The sequence below is a fragment of the Streptomyces sp. JB150 genome (assembly GCF_011193355.1).
Classification (GTDB): domain Bacteria; phylum Actinomycetota; class Actinomycetes; order Streptomycetales; family Streptomycetaceae; genus Streptomyces.
This window is the reverse complement of sequence record NZ_CP049780.1, coordinates 6,116,736-6,136,782: the sequence shown is the minus strand read 5'-3', so window position 1 is coordinate 6,136,782 and position 20,047 is coordinate 6,116,736. Positions and strand designations below refer to the sequence as shown.

12 protein-coding genes are annotated in these 20,047 nt (G+C 73.6%); 3 read left to right on the top strand and 9 right to left on the bottom strand.

Annotation, left to right across the window (positions count from 1 at the left end):
* Window positions 1-44: 44 nt before the first annotated feature.
* Genes G7Z13_RS28055 through G7Z13_RS28015 form a run of 9 tightly spaced genes read right to left on the bottom strand, consistent with a single transcriptional unit; the run spans window position 45 to window position 14,893 of the window.
* A complete protein-coding gene (locus G7Z13_RS28055) occupies window positions 45-3,035 on the bottom strand; it encodes a type I polyketide synthase (protein ID WP_166003002.1) in 2,991 nt (996 codons plus the stop codon).
* On the bottom strand, window positions 3,032-7,153 hold the full coding sequence (locus G7Z13_RS28050) for a type I polyketide synthase (RefSeq protein ID WP_166003001.1): 4,122 nt from the start codon (window positions 7,151-7,153) through the stop codon (window positions 3,032-3,034). The genes G7Z13_RS28055 and G7Z13_RS28050 overlap by 4 nt, the downstream gene beginning before the upstream one ends.
* 14 nt (window positions 7,154-7,167) lie before the next feature.
* Complete coding sequence (locus tag G7Z13_RS28045) at window positions 7,168-8,754, bottom strand: type I polyketide synthase (protein ID WP_166003000.1); 1,587 nt, start codon at window positions 8,752-8,754, stop codon at window positions 7,168-7,170.
* A complete protein-coding gene (locus tag G7Z13_RS28040) occupies window positions 8,751-10,541 on the bottom strand; it encodes a fatty acyl-AMP ligase (RefSeq protein WP_166002999.1) in 1,791 nt (596 codons plus the stop codon). Before G7Z13_RS28040 ends, G7Z13_RS28045 begins: the two co-directional genes overlap by 4 nt.
* A 23-nt stretch (window positions 10,542-10,564) precedes the next feature.
* Window positions 10,565-11,245, bottom strand: coding sequence for a class I SAM-dependent methyltransferase (locus G7Z13_RS28035; protein WP_166002998.1), 681 nt, complete (start codon window positions 11,243-11,245; stop codon window positions 10,565-10,567).
* A complete protein-coding gene (gene purF / locus G7Z13_RS28030) occupies window positions 11,242-12,699 on the bottom strand; it encodes an amidophosphoribosyltransferase (protein ID WP_166002997.1) in 1,458 nt (485 codons plus the stop codon). The genes G7Z13_RS28035 and purF overlap by 4 nt, the downstream gene beginning before the upstream one ends.
* Complete coding sequence (locus tag G7Z13_RS28025; protein WP_166002996.1) at window positions 12,696-13,223, bottom strand: hypothetical protein; 528 nt, start codon at window positions 13,221-13,223, stop codon at window positions 12,696-12,698. Before G7Z13_RS28025 ends, purF begins: the two co-directional genes overlap by 4 nt.
* Window positions 13,220-14,065, bottom strand: a complete 846-nt coding sequence (locus G7Z13_RS28020; RefSeq protein WP_166002995.1) for a hypothetical protein — start codon at window positions 14,063-14,065, stop codon at window positions 13,220-13,222. Before G7Z13_RS28020 ends, G7Z13_RS28025 begins: the two co-directional genes overlap by 4 nt.
* Window positions 14,066-14,125: 60 nt before the next feature.
* Window positions 14,126-14,893: a thioesterase gene (locus G7Z13_RS28015; protein ID WP_206313156.1), complete on the bottom strand. Its 768-nt coding sequence runs from the start codon at window positions 14,891-14,893 to the stop codon at window positions 14,126-14,128.
* Between the two features lie 391 nt (window positions 14,894-15,284).
* On the opposite strand from G7Z13_RS28015, the gene G7Z13_RS28010 reads away from it, so the two are divergent.
* From G7Z13_RS28010 to G7Z13_RS28000, 3 genes are all read left to right on the top strand, one after another.
* Entirely contained in the window at window positions 15,285-16,919 is a 1,635-nt protein-coding gene (locus G7Z13_RS28010; RefSeq protein ID WP_240926366.1) for an AMP-binding protein, read from the top strand.
* Between the two features lie 79 nt (window positions 16,920-16,998).
* A complete protein-coding gene (locus tag G7Z13_RS28005; protein WP_166002993.1) occupies window positions 16,999-18,345 on the top strand; it encodes a salicylate synthase in 1,347 nt (448 codons plus the stop codon).
* Window positions 18,346-18,436: 91 nt separating this feature from the next.
* Window positions 18,437-20,035 (top strand): DHA2 family efflux MFS transporter permease subunit, encoded by a 1,599-nt coding sequence (locus G7Z13_RS28000; protein ID WP_166002992.1) that lies wholly within the window; start codon window positions 18,437-18,439, stop codon window positions 20,033-20,035.
* Window positions 20,036-20,047: the final 12 nt, after the last annotated feature.

Sequence of the window (20,047 nt, the reverse complement as noted above, 5' to 3'; positions counted from 1 at the left end):
GCTGATTCTGAACAGCGTTGTTCAACTTGTTTGCCGGGTCGGGCTTACTCCCCCGCCGGCTGCCCCACGATCACCCGGGCCACGAGCCGCGCCACCGTCGGGTTCTCGAAGACGTCCTTGGGCCGAAAGCTCAGTCCCGCTTCCCGCGCCCGCGCGGCGACCCGGGTCGCCAGGACCGAGTCGCCGCCCAGGTCGAAGAAGTCGTCGTGCGGGCCGATCGGCACCACGCCCAGGACTTCCGCCCAGATACCGGCCAGCACCACGGCCGGCCCGGTCGGTGCGCCCTGCGCAGTGCCCGCCGTCTCCGGCTCGACGGCGTCCTCCGGCCCCGCAGCGTCCGCCGGCCCCACCGAGCGCACCGCGTACGCCGGCTCCGTCCAGTGCCGGACCCGGCCGAAGGGGTATCCGGGCAACGTGACCAGGCGCTCCCGCCCGTGCCGCGCGGCGGACCAGTCGACGTTCACACCGGTTTCCCACAGCGTCCCCAGAGCGCGGCCTAGCGCCTCACCGTCGTCCACACTCTCCTCGACGCGCCGCATGGCGCTGACCGCGCGATGCCGTGTGGACCAGGAGCCGTGCCGCCGCGCCGCGGAGCCGAGCGAGCGCCCGGGGCCTGTCTCGACCAGTACCCGGCCCGGCCCCTGCAGCAGCGTGCCGATGCCGTCCGACCACCGCACGGGGCTGCGCATCTGCAGGGCCCACCGCTCCGGGTCGACGGCCTCCGCGTCGGTCATCCAGGTGCCGGTGACGTTCGACACCAGCGGCACGACGGGCGCGGACAGTGGCACACCGCGGGCCATGTCGGCGAAGCGTTCCGCCGCTTCTTCCAGTGCGGCCGTGTGGAAGGCGTGAGCGGTGCGCAGGGTGGCGGTCTCGACACCCGCTGCCTTCATCCGCGCGGTGAACTCCGCTGTCGCGCTGACCGGACCGGCAACGACACACGCGCTGGGCTCGTTGACTGCGGCCACCTGCAGCGCGGTGCCGGCGAGGTGTTCGCGGACCCGGTGCTCGGGCAACCGTACCGAGATCATCTCTCCCGGCGGGGCGGTACGCATGAGCCGCGCTCGGGCGGCCACCAGCCGGACGGCGTCGGCAAGTCCGACGACACCGGCCAGGCAGGCCGCCGCGAACTCGCCCACGCTGTGCCCGGCGAGCGCGGCGGGGCGTATTCCGAACTCCTCCAGCGTGCGTGCCAACGCGTACTCGACGGTGAAGAGCGCCGGCTGCGCGGTGTCGGTGCGGCGCAGCGCCGCCTCGTCGTCGCCCCACAGCGCGTCCCGGATGTCACGGCCGAGTTCCGCCGCGAACAGCTCGGCGCAGTGGTCGGCCGCACGGCGGAAGACCCCGCCCCGCCGGTACAGGCCGGCGCCCATGCCCGGGTACTGGGCCCCCTGGCCCGGCAGCAGCAGCACCGGCGTGAGCGGCGCATCGGGGACCCGGGCGGGCGTACGGTCGCCGCGCAGCAGCTCGGCGGCCCGCGCCGGGGTGGGTGCGGTGACGGCCGCACGGTAGCCGAACGGCCTGCGTCCCTCGGCGAGGGTCCGGGCCACATCGGCCAGGTCGGCGCCGGGATCGGAGGCGAGGGCGTCGGCCAGCCGGCGGCGGCTCTCGCTCAGGGCTTCCGCGGTGCGGGCACTCACCAGCAAGACCGGTGCGGCGACTGGCGGTTCGGCGGGTGCCTCCCGTGGCACGGGGGCCGGTGCCTCGGCGAGTACCACGTGGGCGTTGGTACCGCCTACCCCGAGGGAGCTCACGCCCGCCAGCAGTGGGCGCGGACCGGTCCAGGCCCGGGTCGCGGCGGCGATCGAGAACGGCGTGTTCGCCAGCCGCAGCTCCGGGTTGGGCGCGTGGTGGTGGGCGGTCCCCGGCAGCGTGTGGTGCTCCAGCGCGAGGACCGTCTTGATCAGCCCGGCGATGCCGGAGGCCGCTTCCAGGTGCCCGATGTTCCCCTTGGCCGATCCGATCAGGCATGGCACGGTGCGGTCACCGTCGGGGTCCAGCGCCTGGCGCAGGGCGGCCAGTTCGACCGGGTCGCCCAGGGCCGTGCCGGTGCCGTGGGCTTCGACGTAGCCGACGTCGTGCGGGTCGACGGCGGCGACCGCCAGCGCCTCGGCGACGACGGCGGCCTGCATCTCGACACTCGGTGCGCTGAAGCCCATCTTCAGCGCGCCGTCGTTGTTGACGGCGGTGCCCTTGACGACCGCCCGGATCCTGTCCCCGTCGGCCAGTGCGTCGGACAGCCGCTTGAGGGCCACCACGCCGCCACCACTGCCGAACACCGTGCCGCTCGCTGCCGCGTCGAACGGCCGGCATACCCCGTCGGCGGACATCATCGAGTCGGGCTCGTGCAAGTAGCCCACCCGGTGCGGCACCTTGACGGTCATCCCCCCGGCGAGCGCCATGTCGCTCTCCCCGCACAGCAGGCTCTGGCAGGCCAGATGCACCGCCACCAGCGAGCCCGAACAGGCGGTCTGCACGGTCAGTGCCGGTCCGCGCAGGTTGAGGGCGTGGGCGACACGGGTGGCGAAGAAATTGGGGTCGGTCAGGGTCAGCGCGTGAATGAGCGCCGTCGAGGTGCCGCCGCCCAGGAACTGCCGAACGTCCTGGTGAGAGAGCAGGTTGTAGCCGAAGTAACCGCTGAAGGAGGGCGCCGCGAACACGCCGACCGCGCCGTCCTCGCGTGCCGGGTCGCAGCCGGCGTCCTCCAGGGCGTGCCAGCAGCTCTGGAGGAACAGCCGGTGCTGCGGGTCCATCGCAGCCGCCGTGCCGGGCGGCAGCCCGAAGAACTCGGCGTCGAACTCCTGGTAGCCGTCGAGGACCGCGGCCCGGCGTACGTATCCGGGTTGCTCCAGCAGGGTCTTGGGCACCCCCGCCGCCAGCAGCTCGTCGGCGTCCAGATCCTCCAGGCAGTCCCGTCCGGCGTGCAGGTTGGCCCAGTACTCGGCCGTGTCCCGCGCCTTGGGGAACCGGCCGGCGAGTCCGACGACCGCCACCGCCTCGCCCGCACCGGTGTCCGTGTGTCCGTCGCCGGTCATGCGTTCCTCTCCCTCGTCTCCCGCCGCCGCGGCCGGGCGGCGGTCCTGGCGGTGCGGGCGGCCGCCCGGCGCGCCGCGTCCCGTACGGCACTCGCGGCCGGCCGGGCGCTCGCGGCACCGTCGTCGCCCAGCGCCCGCGTCACCTGGTCGGCCAGTTCGGCCGCGCTCGCGCCCTGGAGCAACCGGGCCACCGGAATGTCCACGGCAAAGTCGTCCCGCAGCGCATTCTTGATCCGGACGGCGGCCAGCGAGTCCAGACCGAGGTGGACCAGCGGACGTTCCGCGATCCGCCCAGGGTCGTCGAAGCCGAGGACGCGGCCCACGCTCAGCAGTGTCCTGGCGCGCACCGCGTCCCGGCGGGCCTCGGCCGTCATACCGTCCAGCGCCGCCCGGTCGAAGCCGTCCGCCTCCTCCGTGGTGCCCAGCAGCGTGGCGAAGAAGGACGAGGCGCGGATCTGCGGATAGGCGGCGGCGAACTCGCGCGGCACCAGCCGCGCCACCCCACCGTGCTCCGCGTTCCGGGCGATCAACGCCTCCAGCGCCGCGAAGCCTTCCCTGGCGTCGATCGCCCCGACCCCGGGGACGGCCCGCCCGCGCACCGCGCCGATGTCGCCCCACGGCCCCCAGTTGACCGCCAGCGCGGGCAGACCGGCCGCCCGGCGCAGCGCCACGACCGAGTCGAGGAAGGCGTTGGCCGCCGCGTACTCGGCCTGCCCCGGCGAGCCCGCCAGGGAGGCGAACGAGGAATAACCGATCCACCAGTCCAGTCCGAGGCCGGAGGTGGCCTCGTGCAACCGCCACGCGCCGCCCGCCTTCGGTGCCCACACCCGGTGCAGGCGCCCCGGTTCGGCCTCGGTGACCAATGCGTCCTCCAGGACTGCGGCGGTGTGCACGACGCCGCGCAGCCGGGCCCCAGTCGCGGTCACCGCCGCGACCATGCGCTCCGCCGTCCCGGGTCGCGCCACATCGCCGGTGACCAGCTCGACCCGGGTGCCCAGCGCCTGGATGCGCGCGACGTCCTCTGCCGCGTCCGGACCGAGCGGGCCGCGGCCACCCAGGACGACGGTCCCGGCCCCGTGTTCGGCGAGCCAGCGGGCGGTGGCGAGGCCCAGCCCGCGCGTACCACCGCTGACGAGGTAGCCGCCACCCGGCCGCACCACCACGTGCGGGCGCTCGGGGGGCTCGGGTGCCTCGGCGGCCAGCCGCGCGACATGGCGGCGGCCCGAGCGCCAGGCCACCTCGTCGGGGCCGTCGGCGGCGAGGAGTTCGGCGGCCGGCGGCACCTCGCCGTCGTCCATGTCGACGAGACGGGCGGTGAGTTCGGGCCGCTCCTGGCGCAGGGTACGGACCAGTCCTCGCAGCGCGGCCTGTACCGGGTCGGGCGTCTCGTCGCGTCGCACCCGCCGGGCGCGCACGGTGAGGACCGTCAGCGGGGGCGGGGGTGTGCCGGCGGCGTCGTGGGCACGCAGCAGGTCGGCGACGAGCCGCAGGACACACCGCACCCGCCGTTCGGCGGCCTCGGCGACGTCGGCCGGCTCGACCTGTCCGCCCCAGGCCGCCAGCACCACGCCGTCCACACGCCGCCGGGCGTCCCAGGGCCGGCCGCGGACCACGAACTCGCAGGACGCGCCGGCTGCCGACAGAGCGGCTCCGACCGCCGCGCAGTTCGGGTCTGCCGGACCGGCGCCCAGCAACAGCACCCGTTGTCCGGTGCCGTGCGGCGGTTCGGGCGCAGGCATCTCCTCCCAGCGCACCCGGTGCAGCAGCGGCGTGACGTCCGCGGGGAGCGCCTGGTCGCCGACGGGGCTGAGCCGGATGCCCGTCAGCTGAGCCACCAGCGTGCCGTTCTCGTCCCGGACCTCGACGTCCGCGGTCAGTTCGCCGTCTTGCGACCCCCGGTTCAGGCCTGCCCGGCAGACGAGGTCCCCGACCGGTGCCGCACTCCACCGCAGCCGTTTCACCGCCGTGGGCAGGTATGTGCCGTGCGTCCCGGCGGGCAGCAGGGCGCCGACCCCGTGCAGACAGGCGTCGAGCAGGGCCGGGTGGAAGCGGAACCGGGCGTCCGGCGGCAGCGCGGCGGGCCGGGTGACCCGGCTGGAGACGGTCTCTGCGCTCACCCGCAGTTCGCGGACCGCGGCGAAGGCAGGTCCGTGCTCCTGGCCGAGGCCCCGCAGGGCGGTGTAGAGGTCGTGCGGGTCGCGCCGTACGCCGCCCGTCTGGTGGTCCGCCTGGGCGGGCCGCGCGCCGGAGGTGCCGTGGCCGGCGGGTCCGGGCAGCGGGCCGGGTTCGCCGACCTCGACGTGTGCCGTGGCCAGGATCGTCGCCGCACCGCCTGTGCCCGAGGTGACGGTGATCCGTCCGCCGGACGCGTCGGGTTCCTCCTCCAGGGTGGTGGTGAGGGTGGCCGGTTCGATCAGCGGCAGCAGCCGGTCGAAGCAGAGGTCGCGGACGTGTACGGCGGCCGGTGCGGTGCCGAACGCCTCGCAGGCGGCGGCCAGGGCGAGTTCGGCGTGGGCGGTGCCCGGGAGCACCGGTGTGCCGTGGACGCGATGGTCGCCGAGCCAGGGCAGCCGGTCCAGGCCGACGCGGCTCTGCCAGACGTGGCGGACGGGGGTGCCGGGGAGGGTGACACGGTGGCCGAGCAACGGGTGGGCCGGCGCGGCGTCAACAGGGGTGCTACGTGGCCGAGGGAAGCGCTGGTGCTGCCAGGCGTAGGTGGGCAGGTCGGCGTGGCGTCCGGCGGGGACCGACGGGCGGGGCAGCGGGACCCCCGCGCAGTGCAGGGCCGCGAGAGTGCCGGCCAGCGCGGTGCGGCTCGGGGTGTCGCGGGCGAGTGTGCCGAGCACGGTGCTCCGGTCGGTCCGCAGGCCGTCGGCGTCCAGGACGGTCTCCAGGACCGACTGGGCGACGACCGGATGCGGCGAGACCTCGAGGAAGACCCGCCGGCCGTCCTGCGCGGCGGCACGCACGGCTTCCGACAGCCGGACCGGGCGGCGCAGGTTCGCCGTCCAGTAGGCACCGTCGAGCCGAGGGCGCTCGCGCGGATCGTCCAGCGTGGTGCTGTAGTACGGCAGGTTCGGGGAACCCGGCGCGATGTCCGCGAGGGCCGCGCGCAGTTCGCCGAGGAGCGGGTCGACCAGAGGACTGTGAGCGCCGATGGACACACCCGGCACGAGCCGCGCCAGCCGCCCCTCGTCCCGGCACTCCTCGACGAACCGCTCCACGGTCTCGGGCAGTCCCGCCACGACGCAGGCGCGCGGCGAGGAGTGCACCGCCACGGAGATGCCGTCACGGCCGTCGAGGCGGCGGCGTGCTTCCGCGGCGTCCAGTTCCACCAGGGCCGTCGCGCCCGTCCCGCCGAGCCGCAGCTGCATCAGCCGGGAGCGGCGGCAGACGACACGCGCCCCGTCCTCGGGCGAGAGGGCGCCGGCGACGACGGCCGCGGCGATCTCCCCCATCGAATGGCCGAGCACGGCCCCCGGCAGGATGCCGCGTCCGCGCCACACCTCGGCGAGGCCTATGTGCATGGCGTACACCGCGGGCTGCACCCGGTCCATGCCGGCGCCGGCCAGACCGCCGCCGGTGAGCAGGGTGCGCAGGCCGGCGCCGGTCTCCTCCCGTACGACGGGTTCGAGCGCCTCGACGACCGCTGCGAACAGCGGCTCCTCGGCGAGCAGTCCGGCGCCCATGCCGTCCCACTGCGAGCCGTGGCCGGAGAAGACGAACACCGGTTCCGTGGGCCGGGTGTCCGGGACGCTGCCGCGGACGGAGCGCGGTCCGGTCTCCCTTCCGTCGGCGACGGCGTGCAGCAGCCGGACGAGTGTGGCCCGGTCGCCGGCCCGGAGCACCACGCGCTCGGTGAGATGGGCACGGCGCAGGGCGAGGGTGTGCGCGACGTCGGCGAGCGGCGTGTCCGCGCCCGCGTCGGTCAGCCAGCGGGCCAGGCGTGCGGCGTTCTCCCGCAGGGCGGCGGGCGTGCGGGCGGAGAGCGCGAAGAGCAGGTCCTCGGGCACGGGGCCGGCGGACCCGGCGTCCCTGGCTCCGGCCTCACTTCCGGTCTCTGCGGGGCCCGCGCCCGCGGCCCTCGGCCCGGCGGGTGTCAGGTCTCCGTGCGGCATGCGGTGGTCCACTCTCAGTTGATGGTCGTAGCGGGTACGGGAGCAGGGGCCTCGACGAGCACCGCGTGGGCGTTGGTCCCGCCGAATCCGAAGGAGCTGACACCGGCGGTGCGGGGCCGTGTGCCGCGGTGCCAGGCGACGGGCCGGTCCACGACGGACAGGCCCAGCTCCGTGAAGGGGATGCGCGGATTGGGCGCGGCGTGGTGCAGGGTCGCCGGGAGCAGCTCGTGGTGCAGCGCCAGGGCGCATTTGGCGAGGCCCGCGAGTCCGGCCGCGCCTTCCAGATGCCCCAGGTTGGACTTGACCGAGCCGATCGGCAACGGGGATCCGGTGGGCCGGTGGCGGCCCAGGGCCGCGCCGAGGGCGGTGGCCTCGATGGGGTCGCCGAGCGGGGTGCCGGTCCCATGGGCCTCGATGTATCCGGCGTCGGCCGGGTCCAGTCCGGAGGCGTGCCACACCTCGCGGATCAGTGCTTCCTGCGCGGCGGGGTTCGGCGCCATCAGGCCATTGGACCGGCCGTCCTGATTGGTGCCGGTCGCGCGCAGCACGGCGAGGACGCGATCGCCGTCGCGCACCGCGTCGTCAAGGCCGCGCAGTACCGTGACGACGCAGCCCTCGGCGCGCACATAGCCGTCGGCGGCGGCCGAGAACGGCTTGCACCGGCCGCCGGGTGAGAGGGCGCCGCTCTCCGCGAAGTTGAGCGTCACGCCGGGCGACAGCAGCAGGTTCACCCCGCCGACGAGGGCGGTGTCGCACTCCCCCGCGAGCAGAGCCGTCCGCGCCAGATGCAGCGCGACCAGGGAGGAGGAGCAAGCGGTGTCGACGGTCACGCTGGGCCCGCGCAGGTCGAGGGCGTACGAGAGCCGGTTGGCGATGATGCTCGGGGCGGAGCCGGTGCCGGTGCGGGCCGTGATGGACGGCAGGTCCTCCAGCGCGGTTCGCCCGTGGTCGTCGCCGCACGCGCCGACGTACACGCAGGTACGGCTGCCGGCCAGCCGGTCGGCGGGCAGGCCCGCGTGTTCCAGGGCCTCCCAGGCGACCTCCAGCAGGAGTCGCTGCTGGGGGTCCATCTCCGCGGCTTCCGCCGGGGAGATGCCGTAGAACTCGGCGTCGAAGCCGTCCACATCGGATTCGGCGAGGAAGCCGCCGTGCCGGTTCGCCCGGTCGACGGCGGCGGCGTGGCCCGGGGACATCCGCCGGTACGGCTCCCAGCGGCCGTCGGGCACGGTGCCGACGGCGTCCCTGCCGCAGGCCAGCGCCTCCCAGAGTCCGGCCGGTGAGCCGATCCCGCCGGGCAGTCGGCAGCCGAGTCCCACGACCGCGATGTCCCCTTCCCGTCCGGCAGCCGTCCGGACGGGCGCGGGGGACTCCGGAGCGCCGGTCAGGAAGGCGACCAGGCGCCGGATCGTGGGGTACTGCCACAGCACGATCGGCGGCAGCGTCCGGTCCAGCAGGTCCTCCAGGTCACCCGAGAGCGCCACCATGTCCCGGGAAGCGAGCCCGTACGCCGCGAACGGCCGGTCCTCGTCGACACCGTCCTCGGACAGCCCGCTGTGGCGGGCGATCCGCTCGATCAGCAGCCGCCGCAGTTCCCCGGTCATGCCCATACCCCGTCCGACGCGGCGGCGGTGTGCGCTTCGGCGAGCCGGGCGAGGTAGAGGTCGCGGCAGGCCGAGCGGCGGATCTTGCCGCTCGTGGTCTTGGGCATCGTGCCGCGCCGGATCAGTGCCACGTCTCGTACGTCGAGCGCGTGCCGGGATACCACGGACGCACGGATCGCCGCCCGGACCGCCGTCCTGTCGGTGTGCGCGGTTCCCCGGTCCAGTTCGGCGACGACGACGGCGCCTTCGCCCGCCTCGTCCAGCACTCCGGTCGTGAACACGGCGACATGGCCGCGGCGGACCGCCGGGTCGGCCTCCTGCACGGTCAGTTCCAGATCGGCGGGGTGGTGGTTGCGACCGTCGACGACGATCAGGTCCTTCAGCCGGCCCGTCAGATACAGCTCGCCGTCGCGCAGGAAGCCCAGGTCCCCGGTGCGCAGCCAGCCGACGTCCGTACCGCCGGCCAGGGCGGCGCGGAACACCTCGGCGGTACGCTCCGGGCGTCCCCAGTAGCCCGCGCACACGTTGGTTCCGCGCACCCACACCTCACCTACGCGGTCGCCGCCGACCGGGTCGCCCGTGCCGGGGTCGACGATCAGCACCTCCTGGTCGGCCGGGGTGCCGCAGCCCACCACGCGGTAGCCGTCGGCGTCGCCGTCGGCACGTACGTGCACCCGGTCCCGGGCGAGTTCGGCGCGGTCGAGGGTGAGGACCCGAGGAGCCGAGGGCCGGCCGAGGGTGACGGCGAGCGTCGCCTCGGCGAGGCCGTAGCTGGGGCAGTGCGCCGAAGGCCGGAAACCGTACGGGGCGAACGCGGCCGTGAACCGGTCCAGGGTCCCCGCGCGCACCGGCTCGGAGCCGTTGACGAGGAAGCGCAAGGAGGACAGGTCGAGGCCGTCGAGGGCGGGTCGGGGGACCCGGTCGGCGCACAGGTCGAGACCGAAGTTGGGCGAGACGGTGTGGGTCGCGCGGTGGTCACTGATCGCGCGCAGCCAGCGGGCGGGCCGCTGGATGAACGCGAACGGCGCCATGAGGACGACGGGAATACGCCGGATCAGCGGTACCGCGATCATCAGCAACAGGCCCATGTCGTGGAAGAACGGCAGCCATCCCGCGATCCGCGCGTCCTCGCCGATCTCCAGGCCGGCCATCAGCTGGGCCGCGCCGACGGCCAGGTTGCGGTGGGTGACCTCGACACCCGCCGGATCGCGTGTGGATCCCGAGGTGTACTGGAGGTACGCGATGTCGTCGGGGCGTTCGACGACGGGCAGGACGACGTCCCGGGCCAGTGACGGGTCCACCGCGTCGACGCACACCAGGCTCGGCTGCCCGGTCCGCGACGCGTCGGCCAGCAGGCGGCGCACCGGCTCCTCGTGGGCCGTGGTGGTGAGGACGGCGCTAGGGGCGCAGTCGGCCATGGCCAGGAGCAGCCGCTCGTCGGTGCGGAACGCCTCCGGCGCGTACAGGGGTACGGCGATCACCCCGGTGTACAGGCAGGCGAGCAGCGCGACGACGTAGTCCCCGGTGTGCGGGCACAGGATCGCGGCCCGGTCGCCCGGTGCCGTCGACCGGCTCAGCAGGCAGGCCAGGGCCCTGGCACGCAGGTGGAGCTGACCGTAGGTCAGGGTGACGGGGGTTCCCGCGCGGTCGGTGGAGTAGTCGAGAAAGGTCATCGCGGTGGCGTCCGGATGCCGCAACGCGGCCAGACGTACCGCCGCGGCCGGTCCGAGCGGCTCGGACGACGGGCTGGCGGCGGGCATGGGGACGGCAGAGCTGGAAGGGGGCATGGGCGACTCTTCCTCCGGTCCGGTCAGCCGCGTCGGTCACGGACGGCCGTCAGTGGCAGCGGTACGGCGGTGCCGCGGACGTAGGGTGTGTTGGTGGGGTAGCGGGGCCAGGGGCGGACGACCTCGTGGACCCGCACCTGGAAACCGGCGTCGCGCAGTGCGCCGAGCAAACGGCGGTTGGCGTTGCAGCCGCCTGCCACCCGACGCCACAGGGGTGCGAGCACGTCCTGGAGCAGGCCCACCACACCGGGGGACCTGACGTGCTCGAAGAAGACCAGCTGACCGCCGGGCTTGAGCACGCGGCGGATCTCGCTCAGCGCGGCAGGCAGGTCGACGACCGTGCAGAGCACGAGGGTGCAGACCACGGTGTCGTAGGTGTCGTCGGGCAGTGGCAGCCGCTCGGCCCAGGCGTCCACCACCTCCACGTCCAGCTCCACCTCCTCGGCACGGCGGAGCAGTTTCCCGCGCATCTCGCTCGCGGGCTCCACGGCGGTGAGCGCCCGGGCCTTGGCGTAGTAGGGGAGATTGGCGCCGGAGCCGGCGCCGACCTCCAGGACGGTGCCGGTCAGCTCGCTGAACATCAGCGTGCGCAGCGGGCGGCCCCACTTCTCCTCCGCGCGGGCGGTCATCGCGTCGTAGTAGCGGGCGAAGAAACGGCCGGCGCGGCTCTCGAGCCGGGAGTTCGTCTCGGCGGTGGTCGTCATGAAAGGGCTCTCCTGCGCGTGCGAGGTGTGGGCTGCCCGCCGGGTACGGCAGTGGGGTAGCGGCCGTCCAGGCAGGCGGTGCAGAGGTCGTAGGGGTCCTTGTCCACCGACCGGATCAGGGCGTGCAGGGGAAGGAACGCGGCGGTGTCGCAACCAAGTCGCCTCGCGATCCGGTCGTCGGTGATGCCGGCGGCGAGCAGGCTGTCGCCGCGCCCGGTGTCGATGCCGTAATGGCACGGCCAGCGGTGCGGAGGTGAGGCGATCCGCACGTGGATGGCCCGGGCGCCCGCGTCGCGCAGCAGCGTGACGATGGCGGCCATGGTGGTGCCGCGTACCAGTGAGTCGTCCACCAGCAGCACGGGCCGGCCCGCTACGGCGGCGGGCACGGCCGTGAGCTTGGCCCGCACGGCGGCCGCGCGGTCGTCCGGGCTGCCGCCGATGAAGGACCTGCCGACGCTGTCATGACGCAGCAGGCCCTGCACGAGGGGCAGTCCAGAGCGGAAAGCGTATCCGTCGGCGGCCACCCGGGCGGTTTCCGGCACCGCGACCACGACCGGGTCCGCCGCGTCCGGCGGGGGCGGGGCGTGCTCGGCGAGCGCGATGCCGGCGGCGTACCGGGTGCGGTAGACGCTCCGCGCGTCGAGGACCGAGTCGGGCCGCGCGAAGTACACGTACTCGAAGAGGCAGAAGGCCCGGCGGGCGCCCTGCACCGTGAGGCGGCCGCTGTGCATGCCGTCCGGGCCCACCTCCAGCACCTCACCCGGCTCCAGTTCACGCACCGGTTCGGCGCCGACGGCGGTCAGGGCCGGCGATTCCGAGGCGAGCAGCCAAGTGTCGTCCAGCCGGCCCAGGCACAGCGGGCGGAACCCGTGTGGATCTCGCACGCCGTACATCCGCCGCCCGTCGGTCAGCACCAGCGCGTACGCCCCGGTGACTGCGGGCAGCACCTCGTGCAGGGCCGCCGACAGGTCAGCGCCGCGTTCCATCACGGTGTGCAGCAGCCGGGTCAGCAGTGCGGTGTCGGAGCCGCCCGGCCCGTACCGCGCGCCGTGGGCGATGGCGAGGGCTTCGGCGTCGACGAGGGTGCCGTTGTGGGCGACCGCGAGGGTCGGCCGGCCGGGCGGGCCTGCGAGGACGGGCTGGGCGAGGTCGGTGCCGGGCGCCCCGGTCCCGGCCGTGCCGTGGGCGTCCCCGGACGTGGCGTACCGCACGTGCCCCACCGCGCCCGGCCCGCGCGGCAGGTCCGCGAGCGCCGGGAAGACATCGCTGACCCGGCCCGCGCCGGCGCGGCGGTCCAGCCGGCCGGCGTGGCAGGCGACTATGCCCGCGTTCTGGCGGCCCCGGTGCTGAAGCGCCGTCAGCATGGTGCGCACGAGGGGGGCGGCGTCCCCTGTCGCTCCCCACACCCCGGCGACGCCGCAGGCCTCGCGTGGCTTCCCGGTCGGATCGCTCATCCGGTGCCACCACCGGTGGTGGTGTGGCGGGCCTCTTCCCGCAGCCAGCGCTCGAACGCGGCGAGGTCGGGCAGGATCACGTCGGAGCAGGACAGCACGGCGAGGTTCTGTCGCATCTCGGTCACGGCGACGACGGTGGTGCCGGCGCGGTGGGCGCTGAGCATCTCCGCCGCCGTGCCCATGCTGGGCTCATGGTCGGGCAGCCAGGCCACGCACACATCGCACGCGGCCGCCAGGTCGGTGAGCCGGTGGAAGGTGGCCGTGAGCAGCGCGACCGCCGGATCGAGATCGGCCCGGCGCACCTCCGGGACGGCGGCGAGCGCGGCGTGCCCGGCCAGGATGGCCTGCTCGTGCTCGCCGATCCACTGCCGCATCAGTGCGCCGGGGTCGTGGACGACGGCATCCGGGTCATGGTCCAGGATGGTTCGGCGCAGCCGCTCCCGGTAGCCCTGGTCGGCGAGGTCGGCGCCGGTGCGAGCGCCCTGCATGAGGCCGGCGAGGAAGTACGAGCGTATGCCGCTCACGCGTCCTCCACGGAGTACTCCGGCAGGTCGAGGGAGCGAGGGGCGGCGGCGTCGTACAGCGCGGCCGCCTCGACGAGGTGATCGACGACCTCCTGGGGTGTGGCCCGTACGGCGTCCGCGACGCGTTCCAGTTCCCGGTCGAAGGCGCTGCTCCCCCAGCGGCTGACCTTCCCCTGGTTGTCGCGGGCGATCAGTGCCCGCGCGTCGGCGAGGGAACCGCGTGCCCGGCCGGAGAACGGCAGCGCGACTTCGGTCAGGTGGTCGTCGCCGGGGTGGACGGCGCGTACGGATAGGTTGTTCTGCTCGGGGTGCAACAGCAGTTCGCGCACCAGCGGGGCCGGTACGGGCAGTTCTTCGACGGTGGCCTCGGGACGCATGGTGTACGCCCGGTGTGTCACTGTCTCCCCGATCCGGGGGCTGTAGCGCAGGTAGCGCAGCCGGAGCACCCCGTCGGCCGGGCACCACACGGCGCGCAGCGTGGCCGGGGCGGGAGAGCCGTCCGGGCGGCGGCGCAGCGGGTAGGCGTCCGCGTCCACCCGCACGGTGCCGTCGACCGCGTCGGCGCGGGAGAGCCGCAAGGGCGCCCGGTGCATCAGATAGGGGTCGAGCACGGTCAGCGTCTCGCCGTCGTCGTAGAGCGCGCAGACGTGCCGGCCGCCGACGCGGTACTCGGCCTGTGCGCCGGTGCGGCGGGCCACCCGGTCGCCGGCGCCGAAGGTCTGCCAGGCGCACGCCGTGCCGAACCGCTCCGGGGAGGTGCCGCAGCCGTAGTGGATGTGGTACTGAGCAGCGCTGTTGTACGGGACCCGGGTCAGGACCTCCGTGTGGACGTCCTGAAGCACTTGGGGGTCAAGGGCTGGGGCGGGAGCCGCCATGGTGAGTCTCCTAGCGCGCGTGGTGGGTCAGGGGGTCGCGGACCTGCCGCGGCCGGCGGGGAGGCCCTCGCGCGCACCCAGGCTGGTGAGCAGGAAGGCCACCAGTTCGGCGCGACGCGGGACGAGGTAGAAGTGGTCACCGGGCATGGCCCGCAACGTGAACGGACCCGTGGTGCAGGAGCGCCATCCCTCGGCGTCGAGGGTGGTGACGTCGGCATCGCGGGTGCCGACGAGCGCGGTGACGGCGCAGTCCAGCGGGGTTCCCGGCCGGTACCGGTAGCGCTCGGCGAGCTGGAGGTCGGCGTGGGCGGTTGCCTGGGGCACGTCTTCCGCACCGGTGAGGCGGCGCAGCACGGCGAGGGGTTCCGCTGCGCGGTGCCGGCGCGGCCGGTGGTGGCCGTCCGTGGGCGCGGGGTGGGCCGACACGAACAACGCCCGCAGGCACGGAGGCTGACGGGCGCTCAGCAGCCGGGCGGTCTCGAAGGCGAGAGCCGCGCCCATGTCGTGCCCGAAGAACGCGAGGGGCGCGTCGCCCGCTCCGGCGGCGACCCGTTCGGCGAGCGCCCCGGCCACCGGCCGGGCGAGGTCGTCGAGGTGCCCAGGGACCGGCTCCCCGACGCGTTCGGCCCGCCCGGGGTACTGCACGGCGGTCAGTTCCACGGAGTCGGGCAGCTCGCCGAGCCAGGGAGTGAAGAAGCCGGCCGAGCCGCCCGCGTGCGGGAAGCAGACCAGCCGCAGCCGGGGGTGCCGTTGCGGTGCCGGCGTCCGCAGCCAGGACCGTGTCAGGCTCGCCACCCGTTCCCGCGGCGTCAGCCTGTACCCGACCAAGGAATTCGACCTTTCAGGGAATGCAAATGAATTAAGACCACCAAGAAGAGAATTATCGGAGAGCTTCGGCAGTTTCACCCCGCCGAGGACTTCACCAATCTACGTCACAGCCGCCCTGGGCAATAGGTAGGTACCCGAAGGGGCCATACCCGTCCCAGGTATGTCGCCTTTGGTGGGATATATCCACACTTTCTCAGGGCGGATCATTTCCTCAACCGGTGTAATTTTGCCGAACAGTTGCCATTCTGAGATTGCGCACTGGTTTTCGATCGATGGAGTCTTTACGGCGACGTCAGAGTTATGAATTTTCCCGGCAGCATTCCCGAGCATTCCCCCCGGAGTGAGGAGCGAGATATTCGTGGACGTGGTTCGATGGCCCGAGGCGGACGCGGAGCGGTACCGGAAGGCCGGCTACTGGCAGGGGCGCCCGCTGGGCGACTTCCTCGCCGGGCACGCCCGGACGATCGGGGCGTCCACCGCCCTCGTCGCGAACGCCGAGCAGCTCACCTACGCCGACCTGGACCGCCGGGCCGGCCACCTCGCCGCCGGCCTGGCGAGCCTCGGCATCACCGCCGGGGACCGGATCGTCGTCCAGCTCCCCAACACGCCTGACTTCTTCGTCCTGCTCTTCGCCGCGCTGCGGCTCGGCGCCGTCCCGGTGCTCGGCCTGCCGGCCTACCGCAGGAGCGAAGCCGTCCATCTGAGCCGCCACAGCGGAGCCGTGGCGTATGTCGTCCCCGCCGTCGACGCCACGTCCGGCTTCGACTACCGCCGACTCGCCCAGGAAGTACGTGAGCAGGCGCCCGGGCTGCGCCATGTCCTCGTCGCCGGTGATCCGGGCCCGCACACGGCGCTCACCGACGTCGAACGGGCGGGCCGGCAGGCCGGAGCGGTCCGGTTCCCCGCACCCGACCCGCAGGACCCGGCCGTCCTGCTCGTCTCTGGCGGCACCACGGGGCTGCCCAAACTCATCCCGCGCACCCACGACGACTACGCCTACAACGTCCGGGCCAGTGCCGAGCTGTGCGGCTTCGACTCCGCCACCGTCTACCTCGCGGCCCTGCCCGTCGCACACAACTTCGCCCTCGCCTGCCCCGGCGCGCTCGGTACGCTCCGGGCGGGCGGGACCGTGGTGCTCGCCGGCTCCGCCGACCCGGACACGGCGTTCCCGCTGATCGAGCGCCACCGGGTAACCGTGACGGCCGTGGTCCCGCCGCTCGCCGCCCTGTGGTCGCAGGCCGCCGAGTGGAGCCCCGACGACCTCGGCAGCCTCAGCCTGCTCCAGGTGGGCGGGGCGCGGCTCTCCCCGGACGTCGCCCGGCAGGTGCGCTCCGCCCTCGGCTGTGAACTCCAGCAGGTGTTCGGCATGGCCGAGGGGCTGCTGAGCATGACCCGGCCGGGCGACGACGAGGAGCGCACCGCCACCACCCAGGGCCGACCGCTCTCCCCCGACGACGAGATCCGTGTCGTCGGCGCCGACGGCGCGGACCTGCCGCCGGGGGAGGTCGGGGAGCTGCTGACGCGCGGTCCGTACACCCTGCGCGGCTACTGGCGGGCGCCCGAGTACAACCGCACCGCCTTCACCGACGACGGCTTCTACCGCACCGGCGATCTCGTGCGGGTGCTGCCCGGCGGGGACATCGTCATCGAGGGCCGCAAGAAGGACCTCGTCAACCGGGGTGGCGACAAGGTCTCCTCGGACGAGCTGGAAGGGCACCTGCGGGCTCACCCCGCGGTGCTGGACGCGGCCGTGGTGCCCGTCCCCGACGACTACCTCGGCGAGCGCACCTGCGCCTGGATCGTGCTGCGCGAGGGCCGCACCGACTTCGGGGACAAGGGGCTCGACACCTTTCTCGACGAGCGCGGCCTCGCCCCGTACAAGAAGCCGGACCTCGTCCGGATCGTCGACGTCCTGCCCGTGACGGGCGTCGGCAAGGTCGACAAGCGTGCTCTCGCTCGGCGTGCGACCGAGAACCCGGCCGACGCGCCCTGACCGCCGCCCCGCACGCGGCCGGACACCCCGGCCGCCGCGCTTCCCGACACCCCTCCCCGACCCAAGGAGACCGCACACCATGCCCACGACCACCGCGTCGCCCCGCACCGCCCGCACCCCCTTCACCGGCAGTCCCGTGCAGGCGGCGACCCGACTGGCTCGGGCGGGAGCGCACGAGCAGTACGTGGTGTACGAGCGCGACGGTGCCTGGTGGTACGCCGGCGGCGTCCGGGCGTCCCTCGTGGTCGACCGGACCCGGGTGACCCTCGACCACGCGGGCGACCGTACTGTCACGTCGTGGCACGGCGATCCGCTGCGGACCGTCCACCAGCTGCTGTCGTCACTGCCGTTCGCACACTGGCGCGCCTACGGCTGGGTGACCTTCGAGCTGTCGTACGCCCTCGCCGGGGACACTGCGGGCCTCGGCGACGAGCCACTGCTGCACCTGGTGATCCCCGAGGCTGAAGTGCGTCTCGCGGCGGACGGCGCCGAGATCCTGAGCGGCGACCCGGACGACGAGCGCAAGCTGCTCGCCCTGCTGGCCACGGCCGACACCGTGGCGGAGGCAGCGGAGTTCACGCCGGTCTCCGTCGACCTGCGGGAACCCGTCGAGGGCGCCTACCACCGGTCCGTGGCCCGTGCCGTCGAGCTGATCCGCGCGGGCGACCTGCAGAAGGTGATCCTGTCCCGCACCGTGCCGGTGGACCGGGAGCTGGACCTGCCCGCCACCTACCTGGCCGGGCGCTCCGTCAACTCGCCCGCGCGATCCTTCCTGCTGAACCTCGGCGGCATCGAGGCGGTCGGCTTCAGCCCGGAAACCGTGGTGGAGGTCTGTCCCGACGGCCGCGTGTCCACCCAGCCGCTGGCCGGCACCCGAGCGCTCAGCGGGGACGCGTCCCAGGACGCGGCACGCCGGGCCGAACTGCTGACGAACGCCAAGGAGATCTACGAGCACGCCATCTCGGTGCAGGTGGCATGGGACGAGATGGCGGCCGTCTGCCGTGAGGGCTCGGTGCGCGCCGAGGAGTTCATGACGGTCAAGGAACGCGGGAGTGTGCAGCACCTCGCTTCCCGGGTGACCGGCGAACTGCCGTACGGAGAGCGAGGGCCGTGGCCGGCGCTGGCCGCGGTCTTCCCGGCCGTGACCGCCTCAGGCGTACCGAAGTCCGCCGCCTACCGGGTGATCCGGGAGCTGGAGGGCGGCCCGCGCGGCCTGTACAGCGGTGCCGTGCTCACCGTCGGCGACGACGGCTCCCTGGACGCCGCGCTGGTGCTGCGCACCGCCTTCCGGCAGCAGGGGCGCACCTGGCTGCGTGCGGGTGCCGGAATAGTCGAGCAGTCCACGCCGGACCGGGAGTTCGAGGAGACCTGCGAGAAGCTGCGCAGTGTCTCACGGAGCCTGGTACCGGCCACGGGCTCGCACTGACCCTCCGAATCCTTACAGTCATGTTCGACTTGTACGGCTGCTCGGCGCTACCCTGAACCCGAACAGCAGTGTTCAACTTAAGGAGTGTGCCGTGCCCGCCGTACCGTCCCCCTCCCCAGCCCCCGCCGTGTCCGGCGGGCCAGGGCACCCACTGCGCTGGCCGATCCTGGCCGTGCTGTGTCTCAGCCTGCTGATCGTCGGCCTCGACGTCACCGTGCTGAACGTGGCCCTGCCTACGCTCGTCGACGAACTCGGCGCCTCCACCAGTGAGTTGCAGTGGATGGTGGACATCTACAGCCTCATGGCGGCCGGTCTGATGCTCTTCGCGGGCAGCACGGCCGACCGCTTCGGGCGCAAGCCGGTCTTCCTGGCGGGCCTGGTCCTCTTCACGAGCGCCTCCGCCGTGGCCGCGTTCTCCGACAGCACGGCCCAACTTGTCACAGCGCGCGGCGTCATGGGGGTCGGTGAAGCGCTCATCATGCCGGCGACCCTCTCCATCATCGGCACCGTCTTCACCGACCCGGCGGAGCGGATGAAGGCGATCGGTCTCTGGTCCGCGATGATCGGTGTCGGTCTGGCACTGGGCCCCCTGGTCGGCGGCTGGCTGCTCGGCCGCTTCTGGTGGGGCTCTGTCTTCCTGATCAACGTCCCGATCGGCGTGGTGGCGCTCCTGGTGGCGCTCAAGATCGTGCCCAACTCACGCGCGGCCGTGTCGAAACGGCTCGACCTGGAGGGCGCCGTGCTCTCCGTCCTCGGCATCGGCACCCTCCTGTGGGCAATCATCGAAGGACCCGTCAAGGGCTGGAGCAGCACTCCGGTGCTGGCCGCCTTCGGTGCCGCCGCGGTGCTGCTCGTTGCCTTCCTGGTCCGCGAGCGCACCGCGCGAGAGCCGATGTTGCCGCTGTCGATCTTCGCTCACCGGCGGCTGGCCGTCGGCAACGTCCTGGTCTTCCTGGGGCTGCTGTCGCTGCTCGGGGCGCTGTTCGTGCTGGTGCAGTACCTCCAGTTCGTGCTCGGTTACGACGCGGGGGAGACCGGTCTGCGCATCGCGCCCACCGCCCTGGTCATCCTGATCGCGGCCCCGCTCGCGTCCTTCCTCGGACAGCACCTGGGCACACGGTGGCTCGCCGCCATGGGCCTGGTGTTCGCGGGCGTCTCCTTGTTGATCCTGGCGACCACGGGGGACGGCGACGGCTATGGCCGAGTGCTGACCGCCATGCTCTTCCTGGGTTTCGGCGCCGGGTTCATCATCGGCCCGACCAGCGACGCCATCGTGGGCTCGCTCCCGGATGACGACCTGGGCGTCGGCTCGGCCACCAACAGCGCCGCCGTCCAGCTCGGTGCGGCGCTCGGCGTGGCCGTCCTCGGCAGCCTGCTGTCCGGGACCTACCGCGCGGAGTTGAAGGACAGCGCGGCCGGCGCCGCCCTCCCGGAACAGGCCCTCACCACGGCGGAGGACTCCGTCGGCGCCGCGCTCGCCGTCGCCGATCACCTGCCGGGCCAGGCCGGTCAGGCGCTCACCGAGGCGGCGCGCTCCGCGTATGTCTCCGGGATGACTCCCTCCATGATCACTGGAGCCGTCGTCGCCGCCGCGGGTGTCGTTGTGGCCCTTTTGCTCTTCCCCCAAGGCAAGAGCACCAGTGGGGCCACGGCCGATGAGCCGGAGAACCGGACGACAGCTCCCGTCTGAGCAACATTCCGC